This is a genomic window from Nonomuraea sp. NPDC002799 (assembly GCF_053592075.1).
Genome location: NZ_JBSFVA010000006.1, coordinates 100,927 through 117,131 on the forward strand (window position 1 = coordinate 100,927; position 16,205 = coordinate 117,131).

A 16,205-nucleotide genomic window follows, 5' to 3' on the forward strand; every position below is an offset into this window, starting at 1 on the left:
GGCCCATAAGACAGGCGTTACCGGATGTGGTTATGCCGGCATTACCTCGCCGCTGACAGGCTGCGGCAGATGGCAACTCCGAAAGGACATGGGAGGCAGCGATGCGGATCCTGGTCGCCGAGGACGAGCGCGTACTCGCCGACTCGATCGCGGCCGGCCTTCGCAAAGAGGCGCTGGCCGTGGACGTCGCCTACAACGGCGCGGCGGCCCTGGAACGGCTCGCGGGCCACGACTACGACGTGCTCATCCTGGACCGTGACCTTCCTGGGCTGCACGGCGACGAGGTCTGCAGGAAGACGGTCGAGGCCGGCGGGCTGGTCCGGATCCTCATGCTGACCGCCGCCGGCAACGTACGGGATCGCGTGGTGGGCCTGTCCCTCGGCGCGGACGACTACCTGCCCAAGCCGTTCGCCTTCAAGGAACTGCTGGCCCGGGTGCGTGCGCTCAGCCGCCGCGCCACCCCCGCCGCGCCGCCGATCCTGCACCACGCGGGCATCAGCCTCGACCTGACGCATCAGCAGGTCTTCCGCGGCGGCCGTTACGTCCCGCTGGCGCCCAAGGAGTACGGCGTGCTCGCCGTCCTGCTGCGGGCCCGCGGCGCCGTGGTGTCGGCCGAGGAGTTGCTGGACAAGGTGTGGGACGAGCGAATCGACCCGTTCACCAACACGGTCAGGACCACGATGGTGAAACTCCGCAGAAAACTCGGCGAGCCCGAGGTCATCAAGACCGTCTTAGGAGTCGGATACCGGATCTCATGAGAACGACGATGCGGATGAGGTTCGCCCTGCTGTTCGGTGCCATGGCCTTCCTGATCGGCGCCTTGCTGCTGGCCGTGGTCATGCTCATCGTCGGACAGCGGCTCCAGGCTCCGGATCTGGGTCCACCCGTGGTCGAGACCGGCGTCGGCAACCTCGTGGTGATGGACCAGCGCCTGGTGGCTCTCGAATCGGCGCGGGTGAAAGGCTATCTGCGCGACACCAGGCGCGACCTGCGCGACTGGGGAGCACTCGCCCTGCTCGGACCGACGGCGATCGCCGCCGGAGCAGGGTGGTGGGCGGCCGGATTGGTGCTTCGCCCGGCCCGGAAGGTGACGTTCGCCGCCCGGCGCGTGGCGCAGAGTCACGACCTGACCGACCGGATCGGCTACGACGGCCCACTCGACGAGATCAAGGAACTGGCCGACATCTTCGACGGCATGCTCGGACGGCAGGCCCGCGCGCTGGACGGTCAGCGCCGCTTCATCGCCAATGCCTCGCACGAGCTGCGCACCCCGCTCGCCGTCAACCGCACCCTGGTGGACGTGGCGATTCACGGGCCCGACGCGACCCCGGAGCTCAGAGGGCTGGGCGAGTCGCTGCTCCTGGTCAACGCCAGACATCAGCGGCTGATCGACGGCCTGCTCGCGCTGGCCGAGGGTGAGCAGCGGATTCTCGATCCAAGCCGGTTCGATCTGGCCGACGTGGTGGAGCATGTCGTGATCCAGGCAGGGGAGGAAGCCGCGGACCGGGGGATCACCCTGCACTGCGCGCCGCACAGCGCGCCGACCGCGGGTGAACCGGCGCTGGTGGAACGGCTGGTGCAGAACCTCACCGAGAACGCGATCAGGCACAACGTCCCCGATGGAGAGGTGTGGGTGACCAGCCGGCGGTCCGGCGACATGGTGGAGCTGACGGTCGAGAACACCGGCTCCGTCGTGCCGCCGTACGAGATCGAGACGATCTTCCAGCCGTTCCGGCGGCTGAACGGCGACCGGCTGGACTCCGGGCACGGCAGTGGGCTCGGCCTGTCGATCGTCCGGGCCATCGCCGTCGCGCACGACGGCACCGTCACCGCACGGCCGCGCGACCAAGGCGGCCTCACGATCACGGTGCGCCTGCCGTACGAGGACGCGCTCGGGCCGCGATTGCCTGCATAGGGGGACCGTGATCGGTGCAGGTGACCACGACACGGCCATTCGGCACCCGGCCGGGAATCATCGGCGCCCGCAAACTTCCACCAGGTCCCGAACCAGCCCGGAGAGCAACTCCTGATCCTCCATCCGAGCAGGCTCATACTCCATCAGCCCAAGCCCGACGACCTCGAAGCGCTCGGCAACGGCCCCGACCAGGGAAAGAAGCTGCTCCGGCCGCAGTCCGCCCGGCGTAGGAGACCCCACACTCTCGAAGACCCGAGGATCCAGCACGTCGAAGTCGATATGCACGTAGACGACGGCCTCCTCGTCACCAGGTCCACAAGCCTCGATCGCCGCCACCAGCCCGGCGCCGTCGGCCACCGGAAGATGACGAACCCCGTGTCCGGCAACGAACGCCGCCTCAGCCGGGTCAAGATCACGCACCCCCGCCAACACGATCCGCCCCGGCTCCACCGGCTCACCGGCGACCAACCCCTCGGGCCCTTCCCCGGTCAGCGCCCGCAGCACCATCCCGTGGTAGGCGCCGGACGGCGAGGATTCGGGCGTGTTCAGATCGCCATGAGCATCGAACCAGACGACAACGAGCCGATCCCCAAAGCGCCTGCGAGCCGCCGCCACGGGCTCCAGCTCCACCCCGCAGTCCCCGCCGGCGACCACCACCAGCCCACGCGTCCCGGCCTCAGCGAGCGCCGCACGAACTCTGGAGGCGGTGACGACAAGATCGTCGTCGTCCACGTCGACCAGCACCCGCCGATCCGCCCCCACCATGCCGGCAAGCAACCGCGCCCCTTCCCGCAGCCGCTCCGCCGTACGAGCCCCGGACCCTCGCCACTGCGGCACTTCAACAACGCGCACTTCGCTCAACTCACGGCCCCGCATCTCTTCATCCTGCCAACGCCCGCCAAGCTCCGTCCAATGACTTCCGCCACATCTCCGGGCCGCACAGGCAGGATGATGGTGTGACCACGACCAGGTCACTCTTCGTCACTGACCAGGGCCGGGGCGGCGTCCGCCGAACTTGACTCTGTGTGGTGAGAACGTGCGCCTCTCGCAAGCGATATCTCGAGAACCGCATGTCAGGGCGGCGGGCCCCGATAGCATCGGGTGTCCTTGACCCCGGCAAGTGATGAAAGTGGCAGAAGATCGATGAGTTCGGTGACCGTACGTGTGCCCGCGAAGGTCAACGTGCAGCTTTCTGTCGGCCCGCTCAGGGAAGATGGCTACCACGACCTGGTCAACGTCTTCCACGCCGTCTCGATCTTCGATGAGGTGGTGGCGAAGGAGTCCGAGTCGATCACCGTGGCGGTGAACGGCAAGTGGTCCGACCAGGTGCCGATCGACGACAGCAACCTGGCGATCCGGGCCGCTCGCGCGCTGGCCAAGCATGCGGGCCGCTCCTACGGCGCCGACCTGATCATCCAGAAGGACATCCCCGTGGCGGGCGGGATGGCGGGCGGCAGCGCCGACGCCGCCGGCGCGCTGGTGGCCTGCAACGAGCTGTGGGGCCTGGGCCTGCCCTTCGAGGATCTCATGGAGATCGCCGGAGATCTCGGCAGCGACGTCCCGTTCTCGCTGCTGGGAGGCACGGCGGTCGGCACCGGCCGCGGTGAGCAGCTGAGCGAGCTGTCCACGGGCGGCACGTTCCACTGGGTGTTCGCGCTGGCGAACGGCGGCCTCTCGACGGTCAGCGTCTACGCCGAATGTGACCGGCTCAGGCAGGCCGAGGCCACCCAGGTGCCCTGGCCCCAGCTGAACGAGTCGCTGATCGAGGCCCTGAGCACCGGCGACGCCTACTCCCTGGGCGCGCACCTCAGCAACGACCTCCAGGTCGCCGCCCTCAACCTCCGCCCCGAACTCGCCATCACCCTGGACTCGGGCCGCCAGCACGGAGCCCTGGGCGCGATCGTCTCCGGCTCGGGCCCCACTTGCGCTTTCCTCGCCATCGACGCCACCCACGCCCGCGACCTGGCCCAGAGCCTGACGGCCACAGGCGCCGCCCACACGGCCGTCCCCGCCCACGGCCCCGTCCAGGGCGCCACCCTCGTCTGACCGGCCCAGGGCCCGCCGCTGTCCGCCTCTTCGTCTCCGAGGTGCCTCGCTCGTTCAACCTGCCCAGGGCATGAAGACCACAGACGCCGCCGTCTCCGGGATGCCAGGCGTGCGACCACGCCCGGAGCGCGGCTGGACGGGCGGGAGGCGGGTGGGGAGCCGATAGTCTGGAGAGGCCATGAATCTGGTCAATCTTGAGTCGGTCTCCCATGCTTATGGGCCTAAGCCGCTCCTCAGCAACGTATCTCTAGGCGTCGAGGCCGGGGAGCGCATCGGTGTGGTGGGCCTGAACGGGGGCGGTAAAACGACCCTGTTGTCCGTCATCGCCGGCGCCGTCCGCCCCGACAGCGGCCGCGTCACTCACAACCGCAGCCTGCGGGTCGGGTTCCTGTCGCAGCAGGACACCCTGGCCCCCGATGCCACCGTAGGGGAGATCGTCCTCGGCGGGCTGGCCGAGCACGAGTGGGCGGGGGATCAGCGGGTCCGCGAGATTCTCGCCAACCTGATCGGCGACCTCGACCTGGACGCCAGGGCCGCCGACCTCTCGGGCGGGGAGCGCCGGCGTACGGCGCTGGCCCAGCTACTGATCGACGACCATGATCTGCTCATGCTCGACGAGCCCACCAACCACCTCGACATCGAGGCCATCGCCTGGCTGGCCGCGCATCTGGGCAGCCGGAGGAGCGCGTTGGTGGTCGTGACGCACGACCGGTGGTTCCTGGACGCCGTGTCCACCCGTACGTGGGAGGTCGTGGACGGGCGGGTCGAGCGGTATGAAGGCGGTTATGCCGCCTATGTGCTCGCCAAGGCCGAGCGGGCGCGCATCGCCCAAGCCACCGAAGACCGCCGCCAGAACCTCATGCGCAAGGAGATCGCCTGGCTCCGCCGCGGCCCGCCCGCCCGTACGTCCAAGCCGAAGTTCCGCATCGACGCGGCCCAGGCCCTGATCGCGAACGAGCCGCCGGCCCGCGAGGTCGTCGAGCTGATGCGGTTCGCCTCCGCCCGGCTCGGCAAGACCGTCTACGACCTTGAAGACGTCACCCTGCACGCCGGCGGGCCGGGCACCGGGCCGCTGGTGCTCGATCACCTCACGTGGCAGTTCGGCCCGGGCGATCGCATCGGCCTGATCGGGGTCAACGGCTCCGGCAAGTCGTCTGTGCTGCGGCTGCTCGCTGACACGATCAAGCCGGATTCGGGGCGCGTGAACAGGGGCAAGACGGTGCGCCTGGCGCATCTGTCCCAGGAGTTGTCCGAGCTCGACCCGTCGCGGCGGGTGCTGGAGACGGTCGAGGAAGTACGCAAGTACCTCCTGCTCGGCAAGAAGGAGTGGTCCGCCTCCCAGCTCCTCGAACGCCTCGGCTTCCGGGGCGAGGCGCAGTGGAAGTTCGTCGGCGACCTGTCCGGCGGCGAGCGACGGCGGCTGCAGTTGCTGCGGCTCCTCATGGACGACCCCAACGTGCTGCTGCTCGACGAGCCCACCAACGACCTCGACATCGAGACGCTCAACGAGCTCGAAGACCTGCTGGACGGCTGGCCCGGCACGCTGATCCTGGTCAGCCACGACCGCTACTTCCTGGAGCGGGTGACCGACCGGTGCGTGGCGCTGCTGGGTGACGGCCGGCTGTCGATGTTGCCCGGCGGGGTGGACGAATATCTCGAACGGCGAGCGGCCGGCACGGCCGTGACCGCCCGCCTCACCCCGACGGCCAACCCGGCCGGCGCCGGCAGCGTCCGTTCCGCCGGCGCGACCATGTCCGGCCGTTCCACCGGCACCGCCGGATCGCCGGATTCCGGGGGAGCGGCTGGAATCAGTGGTTCCGGTGGATCGGGTGCCGCCTCGGGCACGACGGCCGGCGCGGGCGGCACGGGCGGCGTGGAATCGTCCGGTTCGGCCGCTGAGCAGGGAAAGGCCGCTCTCTCGGCCAAGGAGGAACGCGAGCTCCGCAAAGAGCTCAACCGCCTGGAACGGCAGATCGACAAGCTGACCGGTCAGGAGGCTCGCCTCCACGCGGCCATGGCGGAGGCGGCCAGCGACTACGCCAAGCTGGGCAGCCTCGACGCCCAGCTCCGCGAGGTCATCTCCCAGAAGGACACGATCGAAGGCGAGTGGCTGGAGATGGCCGACCGCCTCGGCGACTGACAACGATGGGGTGGCGTCAGTCGGCCCTCCATCCAGCGCTGACCACCCTCCGCGCCCACCTCGCCGCCACGGCGACCGGCCACGACGAGGCCGGGACCTGGACGCCGGACTGGGTGATTCCACGCTGAGACGCCGCCGCGTCCGCGATCATCGGGACCGGACGGCGACTGGCGTCGGCGGGTCCGGGCAACGTGGCCCCGCCGCAGAGGAGACAAGCTCAGGCGGTGGGAGACGGACCTCGCAAGGGGGAGTCGAACGGGGCGAGCAGGGTGCGGAGGAGTGCGGCGAGAACGTGCTGATCGTCGCCGCCCAGCCCGGACAGCAACTCCCGCTCCCTGCGCAACAGATCCGCGAACGCCGCGTCCACCCGCGTCAGCCCCGTGTCGGTCAGGGACACCAGCACCCCCCGCCGATCCTCCGGATCCGGCCGCCGCCGCACCAGCCCCGCCTGGGCGAGCCGGTCGATGCGGTTGGTCATGGTCCCCGACGTCACCAGCGTGGCGCGCAGCAGGGCTCCCGGGCTGAGCTCGTACGGCTTGCCGGCCCGCCGGAGCGCCGTCAGGACGTCGAACTCCCACGGCTCCAGATCGTGTTCGGCGAACGCCGCCCGTCGCGCCCGGTCGAGATGTTTGGCCAGTCGTGACACCCTGGAGAGCACCTGGAGCGGCTCGACGTCGAGGTCGGGACGCTCTGCTCGCCAGGCCGCGACGAGGCTGTCAACCTCGTCTCTAGCATCCTCCGTCATGACACACGAGTGTACTGTCTTGACATCGAGATATCTCTCTCGATATCAATTATCTTTATGTCAAGAGATATGTGGGATCCGGTCACCTACGCCGTCTACGCGGACGAGCGGTCGCGGCCGTTCATCGAGCTGATCTCCAGAGTCGGGGCGGTCGCTCCCGATTATGTCGTGGACGCCGGCTGCGGGAGCGGCGAACTCACCGTGGAGCTGGGCAATCGCTGGCCCGACGCGACCATCGAGGGCTTCGACTCCTCGCCCGCGATGATCACGAAGGCGCGCAAGCTGGAGACGCCGGTCAGGTTCGCGGTCGCCGACGTGGCCACGTGGCGGCCGGACCGCCCCATCGACGTGCTCGTCTCGAACGCCGTCCTGCAGTGGGTGCCCGAGCATCGCGACGTGCTGGAGCACTGGATGGACGGGCTGGCGGCCGGAGGCTGGCTGGCCTTCCAGGTGCCGGGCAACTTCGACGCCCCGAGTCACGTGGCCATCCGCGAGCTGTGCGCCTCGCGTACCTGGTCCGACAAACTCAGCAACCTCACCAGGGGAAACCCGGTCGGGGACCCGATGGAGTATCTGGACCTGCTCAACCAGGGCGGCTCCCAGGTGGACACGTGGGAGACGACGTACACGCACGTCCTGCACGGTGAGAACCCGGTGCTCGACTGGGTGTCCGGCACCGCCCTGCGCCCGATCTTCGACCGGCTCGACCCGGACGAGCAGCGCCGATTCGCGCGCGACCTGGGTAGGACTCTCGAAGAGGTGTATCCGGCCAGGAGCTACGGCACTCCCTTCCCGTTCAGAAGGATCTTCGTAGTGGCCCAGAAATAACCGGAGGCAAACGGATGATCAGAGGTCTGCACCACGTCCAGCTCGCCGCGCCCAAGGGCAGCGAGCCGATGTTAAGGGAGTTCTACGAGGGGGTGCTCGGCCTCAAGGAGGTGCCCAAGCCGCCGGAGCTGGCCAAGCGTGGCGGCGTCTGGTTCAGGGGAGAGAGTGTGGAGATCCACCTCGGCATCGAGGACGACTTCAGGCCGGCGCGCAAGGCGCACCCCGCGTTCCTGGTCGACGACCTCGACGCGTACGCCGCCCAGACGCCCGACGAGTTCCTGCCTGGCTACCGGCGGATCTATCTCTCTGACCCGGTAGGCAACAGAATCGAACTCCTGCAACCCGTGTGATGTTCACCCAGCGGTGGCATCATGGGCCGAAATCGGACACTTGCGAGGTGCAGTGGGCATCGAGATCGAGGACAAATACGACGTCTCCCCTGAGTACACGATTCCGGACCTGAGCGGTCTGGGCGATGTCGTCGGCCCGAAGAGCTACCAGCTTGTGGCTCTTTATTACGACACGCCCGATCTGAGGCTGGCCTCCAGAGGCGTCACGCTCAGACGCAGGCGCGGCGGCGCGGATGCCGGCTGGCACCTGAAGCTGCCCAAGGCCAAGGGCGCGCGCCAGGAGATCACCTCTCCGCTCACCCGCAGCACCAAGGTCGTGCCCGCCGAACTGGCCGAGCTCGTCCGGGCCTACACCCGTGGAGCCGAGCTCCGGGTCGTCGCCGAGCTGGAGACCCGCCGGACGATCAGCGTCCTGCACGACGGCGACACCAAGCTCGTCGAGATCGCCGACGACCGCGTCAAGGGCACCGTGTACGGCGAAGAGGTCAGGATCGTCCGGTGGCGCGAGGTCGAGGCGGAGCTGCTCGACGGCGAGCGGTCGCTGCTGGCCAAGGTCGGCAAGCGGCTCAGAAAGGCCGGAGCCGTCCCCTCGGAGGCCACCAGCAAGCTCGCCAAGCTGCTCGAACCCGCTCCGCTCCCCAAGGCGCCCACGAAGCCGGGCACGGCCGCCCAGATCGTGGTCGATTACCTGGCCGGCCAGGTAGCCGCCCTGCTGTCCCAGGACCCGCGCGTGCGCAGGGCCGAGGAGGACGCCGTGCACCAGATGCGGGTGGCCGCCCGCCGGCTGCGCAGCGCGCTGAAGGCGTTCAAGGCCGTTGTCGTCAAGACCGACGAGGTGCAGGAGGAGCTGCGCTGGCTCGGCACCGTGCTCGGCGAGGTCCGCGACCTGGAGGTGATCAGGGCCAGGTTCGCCAAGACGCTCGCCTCCCTGGCTCCCGAGCTGGTCAGCGGCCCCATCCAGAACAGGCTCGGCACGGATCTGCACGAACGCGAGCAGCAGGCGTACACGCGGGTCGAGGAGGCGCTCAGCGGCGACCGCTACTACGCCCTTCTCAACGCGCTCGACCAGCTCGTCTCGGACCCGATCCTGGGCAAGGCGGCGGCCGAGCCGGCGCGGGAGAAGCTCAGCGCCATCGCGAAGACCAACTGGAACCGGGTGACCAGGGCCTACGACACCGCCCAGGCCATCGACGACCCGGAACGCCGCGAGATCGCCATGCACGACGTGCGCAAGGCGGCCAAACGCGCTCGATACACCGCTGAGGCGCTCCAACCGGCCATCGGCGGAAACATGGGCAAGCTGGCCAAGCTTTCGGAGGACATCCAGGAGATACTGGGAGCGCACCAGGACGGCGTGGTCGCTCAGGAGACGCTGGCGAAGGAGGCGGAGAGCGCCCGGCAGGCAGGCGAGGACACCTTCACGTACGGCCTGCTCATCGGGATCGAGCGCAGCACGGCCGAGCGGGCCCACGCCGAGTTCCCCAGAGTTTGGGCGGAAACCGTCAAGGCAGTGAGGAAGGTTCTATGAGCAATCTTCCGGTCATCCCCTTCGAACGCGACAGCCTGCTGGAAGTGCCCTCGGCGTACCGGGATCTGCGGGCCAAGGAGGGCATCGCGAGGGTACGCACCCGCATGGGCGACGACGTCTGGCTGGTCAGCGGGTACGAAGAGGCACGCAAGCTGTTCAACGACCCGCGTCTGGGGCGTTCCCACCCGGAGCCGGAGAAGGCCGCGCGCCTGTCGGGCTCGGCGCTGCTCGGCGGCCCTCGGGGCGACGTGGCCACGGAGAAGGCCGAGCACGAGCGCATGCGCAAGCTGTTCATGCCCTCCTTCTCGGCGCGCCGGATGAAGGCGCTCACCGGCCATGTCGGCTCGCTGGTCGACGAGCGGCTCGACCACCTGGCCGCGCTGACGCCGCCGGTCGACCTGCACGCCGAGCTCTCCTTCCCGCTGCCGGTGCTGGTCATCTGCCGGCTCCTCGGCGTTCCCTACGAGGACCGGGAGTACTTCAGCGGCGTGTCCGGGCGCATGGGCGACATGCTCAACCCGCAGATCGGGGAGGCCGCGCGCGAGGAGATGGGCGCGTACATGGCGGGCCTGATCGAGCGCAAGCGGCACGAGCCGGCCGAGGACGTGCTGTCGGACCTGGTCGACGAGCTGGACGACGACGGGGCGATCGCGCAGCTCGCGGGCGCGCTGCTGTTCGCCGGGCATGAGACCACGGTCAACCGCATCGACTTCGGCGTGCTGCTCCTGCTGGCCAACCCCGACCAGCTCGACCTGCTCAAGGCCGACGCGGGGCTGGCGCCCGGCGCGGTCGAGGAGATCCTGCGGCTGGCCGCGCCGAGCCTGCACGGCCTGCCCCGGTACGCCCACGAGGACATCGAGCTCGACGGCCGCACGATCCGCAAGGGTGAGGCCGTCGTGATCACGCCCGGCGCGGCCAACCGGGATGAGCGGATCTATCCGGAGCCGGATGTGTTCGACATCCGCCGGCCGCCGTCAGACGCGCCGCACCTGAGCTTCGGGTACGGTCCGCGCTTCTGCATCGGCGCCAGCCTGGCCAGGGTCGAGCTGGTGGCCGTCTTCGGCAAGTTGTTCCAGCGCCTGCCGGGCCTGCGGCTGGCCGTGCCGGCCGATGAGCTGCCGCGCAACGAGGGGAGGATCACCGAAGGCTTCGCCCGGCTGCCGGTCCTGTGGTGAGCTGAGCCGCGTGGCGTCCGACGGGTGTCAGGCCGCGCGATTGGTGTGTCAGGTCGGGTGGTCGGTGTGTCACGTCGGGTGGCGTTCGACGCTCACCACGTGCCGCCCCGCCCGTTGCAGCACGGCGAAAGCACCCTTGCGCAGGTGCACGGTCTTGCCGCCGAGCGCCTCGATCAGCTCGGGCAGCACCTTCCCGTGGCTGCACACCGCGGCGGGCGCGGTGATGTCCCTGACCAGGGCGGGGGTCTTCTGCGGATCCTGGCCTTCCTCGCTGAGCAGCGGCTCGGTCCTGATCTCGCCACCGTACGGCTCCAGCGTCTGGACGCACCGGGCGCTGGGCGAGCTGAGCAGCAGATCGGGCCGGTAGGCGGCCAGCGCGGTGGCCAGACCGGCGGCCTGGGAGCGGCCGTCGGCGTCGAGCGGGCGCGCCGTGTCGTCGCCGGACCACTCGGCCCTGGAGCCGGCCGTGCCGTGCCGTACGAGGACGAGGGGCACGGTCACGAGCGGCGCGACCCCCAGCGCCCGCAGCAGCCCCATGTCCCATTCGTACGTCAGCAGCCGCCTGGCCTCCTCCACCGGCACCCAGCGCAGCTCGTCCACCTCATCGCCGGGGACGAACCCGTCGTCGGCGGCCACCCGCGCCGCCCAGTAGTCGACCCGCTTGAGCCGGCCGTCGCTCATGTAGTGGACGGGCGGCAGGGCCCGGCCGAGCAGGACGGTCAGGCCGGTCTCCTCGTGCACCTCGCGCAGGGCGGCGGCGATCACGTGCTCCCCGGACTTCAGCTTGCCCTTGGGAAGGGTCCAGTCGTCGTAGCGGGGGCGGTGGATGACGGCCACCTCGGGGCGGTGCTCCGCACCCCTCCAGACCACGGCTCCGGCGGCCCGGAGCAGGTCAGTCATCAACGGTCCTCCAGCGGCGGGTGCCGATGAGACGGTTCTGCAGATCCTCGCCGAGGTGGCGGGCCCACGTGCCGTCGGCGTTCAGGAGCCACGCGTTGGTGGTCTCGGCCATGGCCAGGTCCATCAGCTCGACGAGATAGGCCTTGTGCTGCTGCGAGGTCACCTTGACCAGGGCTTCGACGCGGCGGTCCAGGTTTCGGCGCATCAGGTCGGCACTGCCGATCCACACCTCGGGCCGCCGGCCGAGGCCGAACTCGTAGACCCGGGAGTGCTCCAGGAAGCGCCCCAGAATCGACCTGACGCGGATGTTCTCGGACAGGTCGGGGATGCCGGGGCGGAGGATGCAGATGCCGCGTACCCACAGATCCACCGGAACGCCCGCCCTGGACGCCCGGTAGAGCGCGTCGATGATCGGCTCGTCCACCAGGGAGTTCGTCTTGATCCGGATCCGGGCGGGGCGCCCCGCCTGCTGGTGCGCGATCTCCCGCTCGATCCTGGCCAGCAGCCCGCTGCGCATGGAGTGCGGCGCGACCAGCAGCCGCCGGTAGGCGGAGTGGTTGGAGTAGCCGGTCAGGTGGATGAACAGGTCGGTGACGTCCTCGCCGACCAGCGGGTCGGCCGTGAGCAGGCCGAAGTCCTCGTAGTGCCGGGCGGTCTTGGGGTTGTAGTTGCCGGTGCCGATGTGGCAGTAGCGGCGCAGCTCGCCGGAGGCCTCCTGGCGCACCACGAGCGCGAGCTTGCAGTGGGTCTTCAGGCCGACCACGCCGTAGACGACGTGGCAGCCGGCACGTTCGAGTTTGCGGGCCCAGGAGATGTTGGCGTGCTCGTCGAAGCGGGCCTTGATCTCCACGACCACCACGACCTGCTTGCCGGCCTCGGCCGCGTCGATGAGCGCGTCCACGATGGGGGAGTCGCCGCTGGTCCGGTAGACGGTCTGCTTGATCGCCAGGACTCTGGGGTCGGCCGCGGCGGCCTCGATGAAGCGCTGCACGCTGGTGGCGAACGAGTCGTAGGGGTGGTGCAGCAGCACGTCGCGCTCGCGCAGGATCGAGAAGATGTCGTCCTCGGCGTTCATCACCTCGGCCGGCACGAACGGCCGGTAACCGAGCTCGCCGCGGTCCAGGTCGGCGATGGCGTGCAGCCCCGACAGGTCGAGCGGCCCCGGCAGGCGGTAGATCTCGTGCGGCGCGAGCTCCAGCTCGTCCACCAGAAGCGCGAGCACCTCGGCGGTGATCGTGTCCTCGACCTCCAACCGCACGGGAGGGCCGAAACGCCGCCTGAGCAGCTCCTTCTCCAGCGCCTGCATGAGGTTCTCGGTGACGTCCTCGTCCACGTCGAGGTCCTCGTTGCGGGTGACGCGGAAGACGTGGTGCTGGAGGATCTCCATGCCTTTGAAAAGCTGTCCCAGATGCGCCGCTATAACGTCTTCAAGCGGAACAAATCGCTCTTTAGAGGCTTGTACGAACCTGGGCAACTGCGAAGGAACCTTGACCCGGGCGAAAACCGTATGATCGGTCGCCGGATTGCGCACCAGAACGGCCAGATTAAGGCTGAGGCCGGAAATATACGGAAAAGGGTGGGCGGGGTCCACGGCCAGCGGGGTCAGGACCGGCCGGATCCGCTCCCTGAACAGCTTGCGCAGCTCCGTGCGCTCCTCGCGGCCCAGATCCTCCCACCTGGCGATCTGGATGCCCTCGATCGCCAGATCAGGGGAGATCTTCTCGTGGAAGGTGGCCGCGTGCCGCCTGGCCAGCTCGTCCGCGATCGCCGCGATCCTGACGAGCTCCTCGCGCGGCTTCAGCCCGCTCTTGGTCCGCCGCAGCAGACCGGTCGCCATGCGGCGTTTGAGCCCCGCCACGCGGACGCGGAAGAACTCATCCAGGTTGCTCGCGAAGATGGCGAGAAAACGCACCCGCTCCAGCAAGGGGAGCGTGGGATCCTCGGCCAGGGCGAGCACCCGCTCGTTGAACTGGAGCCAGCTCTCCTCGCGGTTGAGAAACCGCTCCTGCGGCAGAGGCAGGTCGTTGGCAGGGTGCACCGGATCCGCGGACATATGACCTATATTGCCCCGTTCGGTTGAACAGAACGTTAACGTAGCCGCAACGGCTCACTCTGGATGGTCAGCCCTGCTCTACACCATCGTCACTCAGGACGGTCCGCCTGTTCAAGACGTGGATCCACCTGTTGTTCCAGGCGAGCGGCCCGCTCGGCCAGCTTGGCCTCCCGCTGGCGGATCTTCTCCTCGCGTTCCCGGGCCTTCTCCGCCTCCTTCAGCAGCCGCTCGCGCTCCTTCAGCTCGCGCACCCGGGCTTTTTCGGCCTCTTTCAGCTCCCGCTGGCGGACCTTTTCGGTCTCTTTGAGTTCTTTCTCCCTGGCCCGCTCCAGGTCGCGCAGTTCCTTCTCGCTGGCCTTCTCCGCCTCGCGCAGTTCTTTCTCGCTGGCCTTCTCCAGCTCGCGCAGTTCCTTGTCGCTGGTGCGCGGCTTGGCGAGGGCCGCCTGCTCGCGGGTCGTCGCCGCGGTGATCGACGGGTCGGGATTGAGCCCGGTGAGGCCGTTCCAGGCGAGGTTGACCAGGTGGGCGGCGACCTCCTCGCGTCCGGGCTTGCGCACGTCGAGCCACCACTGGCCGGTCAGCGCGACCATGCCGACCAGCATCTGGGCGTACATCGGCGCGAGCTTGGGGTCGTAGCCGCGCGCGGCGAACTCGTCGGCCAGGACGTCCTCGACCTGGCTGGCGATCTCGCTGATCAGGCTCGCGAACGTGCCCGTGCCGGAGGCGGCGTGCGAGTCGCGCACCAGGATGCGGAAGCCCTCGCTGCTCTCCTCGATATAGCGCAGCAGGGCCAGCGCGGCGCGTTCGAGTTTCACCAGGGAATGGGTGGCGGAGAGCGCGCCGGTGATCATGCCGAGCAGTTTCTGCATCTCGCGGTCGACCACGACCGCGTAAACGCCTTCCTTGCCGCCGAAATGTTCGTACACCACGGGTTTCGACACCTGCGCGGTAGCCGCTATCTCCTCGATAGAGGTCCCGTCGAACCCCTTCTCCGCGAAGAGCGTGCGGCTGATCTGGATCAGTTGCTCTCTTCGCTCGCTACCGGACATACGTCTGCGGGATCGGGGTTCGGTCACGGTCTCCATAATGACGGCCGATGTCGCGCGGCCGCTCATGGCAGGAGCGAGGGCTTCAGGCAATGCGCTTCGCCGCCAGGCGCTCGGGGGTCGGCCAGCGGACGTCGTAGGCCCAGCCCAGCTTCTCGAAGATGCGGATCAGGCCGGCGCTCAGGTCGATCTGGCCCTTGAGCGCGCCGTGCCTGGCGCAGGTCGGCTCGGAGTGGTGCAGGTTGTGCCAGGACTCGCCGAAGGAGGGGATGGCCAGCCACCACACGTTGCGGGACTTGTCGCGTACCTCGAAGGCCTCATCGCCGAAGACGTGGCAGATCGAGTTGATCGACCAGGTCACGTGGTGCAGCAGGCCGATGCGGACGAGCGTGCCCCAGAACAGCGCGGTCAGCGCGCCCTGCCAGGACCAGGTGATGAGCAGGCCGAGCAGGCCGGGCAGCACCAGCGAGATGACGGCGAGCGCGCCGAACCACTTGTGCAGCTTGACGACGTCCTTGTCCTTGCACAGGTCGGGGGCGTACTTCTCCCTGTTGGTGCGCTCGCTCTCGAACAACCAGCCCATGTGGGCGTAGAGCAGGCCCTTGGTCATCGACTTGAAGCCGGGGCCGAAGCGCCACGGCGAGTGCGGGTCGCCGTCCTTGTCGGAGAACTTGTGGTGCTTGCGGTGCGTGGCGACCCAGTCGAGCACCGACATCTCCAGCGACAGGCTGCCCGCGATGCCCAGCGCGATCTTCAGGGGCCGCTTGGCCTTGAACGAGCCGTGCGTGAAGTAGCGGTGCAGGCCGACGGTGACGCCGAGCCCCGAGACCACGTAGAAGACGAACGCGATGGCGACGTCGGTCCAGCCGAGTAGTCCCCATCCCCACGCCAGCGGCACCGCGACCGCGAATGCCACGAGCGGGAGCCCGACCACGAGCCCGAAGATGACGATTTCGGCCTTCGACTTCGGTTCGGGTTCGAAGTCCGGCTTCGGGGAAGGGGCTGGACGCTCGGCGACAACGGTCATGAGCTACCTCCGACGGCATGTATGGGTCGAATGTCCTGGCTACGCTACCGTAACCTACGCCAGCGTAAGTTAGGAAGACCTAAGTGGGGAATAGCCGGAAGGTCGCACTCCGCGGGGCAAGACGGGTAGGGTTCGTGGCTTGCGTCTTTTAGGGCGCTCTGTTAGGTGACCGGTATGCCATGACCCCTGCTGTGACCAGGAGATTCAGCCGCGGGGGCGGGGATGCGGTCTAATTACGGGCGCGCGCGGGCCCGCGGGCTCGGTATCGTAGAAGGTGTCGGACGCCACGTGTCCGAACTGTCCCGGATCGTCTAAACGGCAGGACAAGTGGTTTTGGTCCACTTTATAGGGGTTCGAATCCTCTTCCGGGAGCTCTGAGGCGCCGCCCCAGCGGAAGCGCCCGGGCGAGAGCCAGGTATCCTCACGGTGTCGGGAGGGTAGCGGTGCGGTAG

Annotated in this window: 14 protein-coding genes and 1 tRNA gene; 9 read left to right on the top strand and 6 right to left on the bottom strand. The window is 68.7% G+C overall.

Features of this window, described 5'->3' with window-relative positions; all coding sequences use genetic code 11:
• The first annotated feature begins 101 nt into the window (after nt 1–101).
• Both ACWD0F_RS13930 and ACWD0F_RS13935 read left to right on the top strand, forming a co-directional pair.
• Nucleotides 102–758: a response regulator transcription factor gene (locus ACWD0F_RS13930; RefSeq protein ID WP_449875195.1), complete on the top strand. Its 657-nt coding sequence runs from the start codon at nt 102–104 to the stop codon at nt 756–758.
• A complete protein-coding gene (locus tag ACWD0F_RS13935; protein ID WP_449875196.1) occupies nt 755–1,915 on the top strand; it encodes a sensor histidine kinase in 1,161 nt (386 codons plus the stop codon). The genes ACWD0F_RS13930 and ACWD0F_RS13935 overlap by 4 nt, the downstream gene beginning before the upstream one ends.
• Nucleotides 1,916–1,972: 57 nt before the next feature.
• Here ACWD0F_RS13935 and ACWD0F_RS13940 read toward each other — a convergent pair whose 3' ends face one another.
• Nucleotides 1,973–2,791, bottom strand: coding sequence for an arginase family protein (locus tag ACWD0F_RS13940; RefSeq protein ID WP_449875197.1), 819 nt, complete (start codon nt 2,789–2,791; stop codon nt 1,973–1,975).
• A 267-nt stretch (nt 2,792–3,058) separates the two neighbouring features.
• On the opposite strand from ACWD0F_RS13940, the gene ACWD0F_RS13945 reads away from it, so the two are divergent.
• A complete protein-coding gene (locus ACWD0F_RS13945) occupies nt 3,059–3,961 on the top strand; it encodes a 4-(cytidine 5'-diphospho)-2-C-methyl-D-erythritol kinase (protein WP_449875198.1) in 903 nt (300 codons plus the stop codon).
• Between the two features lie 178 nt (nt 3,962–4,139).
• Nucleotides 4,140–6,101 carry an ABC-F family ATP-binding cassette domain-containing protein gene (locus ACWD0F_RS13950; protein ID WP_449875199.1) on the top strand — a complete coding sequence of 654 codons (1,962 nt, stop codon included), beginning with the start codon at nt 4,140–4,142 and terminating at the stop codon, nt 6,099–6,101.
• Nucleotides 6,102–6,318: 217 nt separating this feature from the next.
• Here the strand turns inward: ACWD0F_RS13950 and ACWD0F_RS13955 are convergent, their stop codons facing one another.
• Complete coding sequence (locus tag ACWD0F_RS13955; RefSeq protein WP_449875201.1) at nt 6,319–6,846, bottom strand: MarR family winged helix-turn-helix transcriptional regulator; 528 nt, start codon at nt 6,844–6,846, stop codon at nt 6,319–6,321.
• Between the two features lie 57 nt (nt 6,847–6,903).
• Here ACWD0F_RS13955 and ACWD0F_RS13960 point away from each other — a divergent pair, with 57 nt between their 5' ends.
• From ACWD0F_RS13960 to ACWD0F_RS13975, 4 genes are read left to right on the top strand one after another with little or no spacing between them, the layout of a single operon-like run.
• Nucleotides 6,904–7,674 (top strand): trans-aconitate 2-methyltransferase, encoded by a 771-nt coding sequence (locus tag ACWD0F_RS13960; protein WP_449875203.1) that lies wholly within the window; start codon nt 6,904–6,906, stop codon nt 7,672–7,674.
• A gap of 14 nt (nt 7,675–7,688) precedes the next feature.
• Entirely contained in the window at nt 7,689–8,024 is a 336-nt protein-coding gene (locus ACWD0F_RS13965; protein ID WP_449875204.1) for a glyoxalase, read from the top strand.
• Between the two features lie 40 nt (nt 8,025–8,064).
• Nucleotides 8,065–9,552 carry a CYTH and CHAD domain-containing protein gene (locus tag ACWD0F_RS13970; protein WP_449875206.1) on the top strand — a complete coding sequence of 496 codons (1,488 nt, stop codon included), beginning with the start codon at nt 8,065–8,067 and terminating at the stop codon, nt 9,550–9,552.
• Nucleotides 9,549–10,727, top strand: coding sequence for a cytochrome P450 (locus ACWD0F_RS13975; RefSeq protein WP_449875208.1), 1,179 nt, complete (start codon nt 9,549–9,551; stop codon nt 10,725–10,727). Before ACWD0F_RS13970 ends, ACWD0F_RS13975 begins: the two co-directional genes overlap by 4 nt.
• Before the next feature lie 69 nt (nt 10,728–10,796).
• Here ACWD0F_RS13975 and ACWD0F_RS13980 read toward each other — a convergent pair whose 3' ends face one another.
• The 4 genes from ACWD0F_RS13980 to ACWD0F_RS13995 form a co-directional block, all read right to left on the bottom strand.
• Nucleotides 10,797–11,627 (bottom strand): NUDIX hydrolase, encoded by an 831-nt coding sequence (locus ACWD0F_RS13980; protein ID WP_449875210.1) that lies wholly within the window; start codon nt 11,625–11,627, stop codon nt 10,797–10,799.
• Nucleotides 11,620–13,680, bottom strand: coding sequence for an RNA degradosome polyphosphate kinase (locus ACWD0F_RS13985; protein WP_449875212.1), 2,061 nt, complete (start codon nt 13,678–13,680; stop codon nt 11,620–11,622). Before ACWD0F_RS13985 ends, ACWD0F_RS13980 begins: the two co-directional genes overlap by 8 nt.
• A gap of 89 nt (nt 13,681–13,769) precedes the next feature.
• Complete coding sequence (locus tag ACWD0F_RS13990; protein WP_449875214.1) at nt 13,770–14,765, bottom strand: TetR family transcriptional regulator; 996 nt, start codon at nt 14,763–14,765, stop codon at nt 13,770–13,772.
• A gap of 46 nt (nt 14,766–14,811) precedes the next feature.
• Nucleotides 14,812–15,753, bottom strand: coding sequence for an acyl-CoA desaturase (locus tag ACWD0F_RS13995; RefSeq protein ID WP_449875216.1), 942 nt, complete (start codon nt 15,751–15,753; stop codon nt 14,812–14,814).
• A 300-nt stretch (nt 15,754–16,053) separates the two neighbouring features.
• Here ACWD0F_RS13995 and ACWD0F_RS14000 point away from each other — a divergent pair.
• Nucleotides 16,054–16,125: transfer RNA gene (locus ACWD0F_RS14000), tRNA-Gln, on the top strand.
• Nucleotides 16,126–16,205 lie beyond the last annotated feature (80 nt).

Bases quoted from the DNA above. Each gene is read 5' to 3' on its own strand.
- ACWD0F_RS13930 (WP_449875195.1), top strand. From the start codon at position 102: ATGCGGATCCTGGTCGCCGAGGACGAGCGCGTACTCGCCGACTCGATC.
- ACWD0F_RS13935 (WP_449875196.1), top strand. From the start codon at position 755: ATGAGAACGACGATGCGGATGAGGTTCGCCCTGCTGTTCGGTGCCATG.
- ACWD0F_RS13940 (WP_449875197.1), bottom strand. From the start codon at position 2,791: ATGCGGGGCCGTGAGTTGAGCGAAGTGCGCGTTGTTGAAGTGCCGCAG.
- ACWD0F_RS13945 (WP_449875198.1), top strand. From the start codon at position 3,059: ATGAGTTCGGTGACCGTACGTGTGCCCGCGAAGGTCAACGTGCAGCTT.
- ACWD0F_RS13950 (WP_449875199.1), top strand. From the start codon at position 4,140: ATGAATCTGGTCAATCTTGAGTCGGTCTCCCATGCTTATGGGCCTAAG.
- ACWD0F_RS13955 (WP_449875201.1), bottom strand. From the start codon at position 6,846: ATGACGGAGGATGCTAGAGACGAGGTTGACAGCCTCGTCGCGGCCTGG.
- ACWD0F_RS13960 (WP_449875203.1), top strand. From the start codon at position 6,904: ATGTCAAGAGATATGTGGGATCCGGTCACCTACGCCGTCTACGCGGAC.
- ACWD0F_RS13965 (WP_449875204.1), top strand. From the start codon at position 7,689: ATGATCAGAGGTCTGCACCACGTCCAGCTCGCCGCGCCCAAGGGCAGC.
- ACWD0F_RS13975 (WP_449875208.1), top strand. From the start codon at position 9,549: ATGAGCAATCTTCCGGTCATCCCCTTCGAACGCGACAGCCTGCTGGAA.
- ACWD0F_RS13980 (WP_449875210.1), bottom strand. From the start codon at position 11,627: ATGACTGACCTGCTCCGGGCCGCCGGAGCCGTGGTCTGGAGGGGTGCG.
- ACWD0F_RS13985 (WP_449875212.1), bottom strand. From the start codon at position 13,680: ATGTCCGCGGATCCGGTGCACCCTGCCAACGACCTGCCTCTGCCGCAG.
- ACWD0F_RS13990 (WP_449875214.1), bottom strand. From the start codon at position 14,765: ATGGAGACCGTGACCGAACCCCGATCCCGCAGACGTATGTCCGGTAGC.
- ACWD0F_RS13995 (WP_449875216.1), bottom strand. From the start codon at position 15,753: ATGACCGTTGTCGCCGAGCGTCCAGCCCCTTCCCCGAAGCCGGACTTC.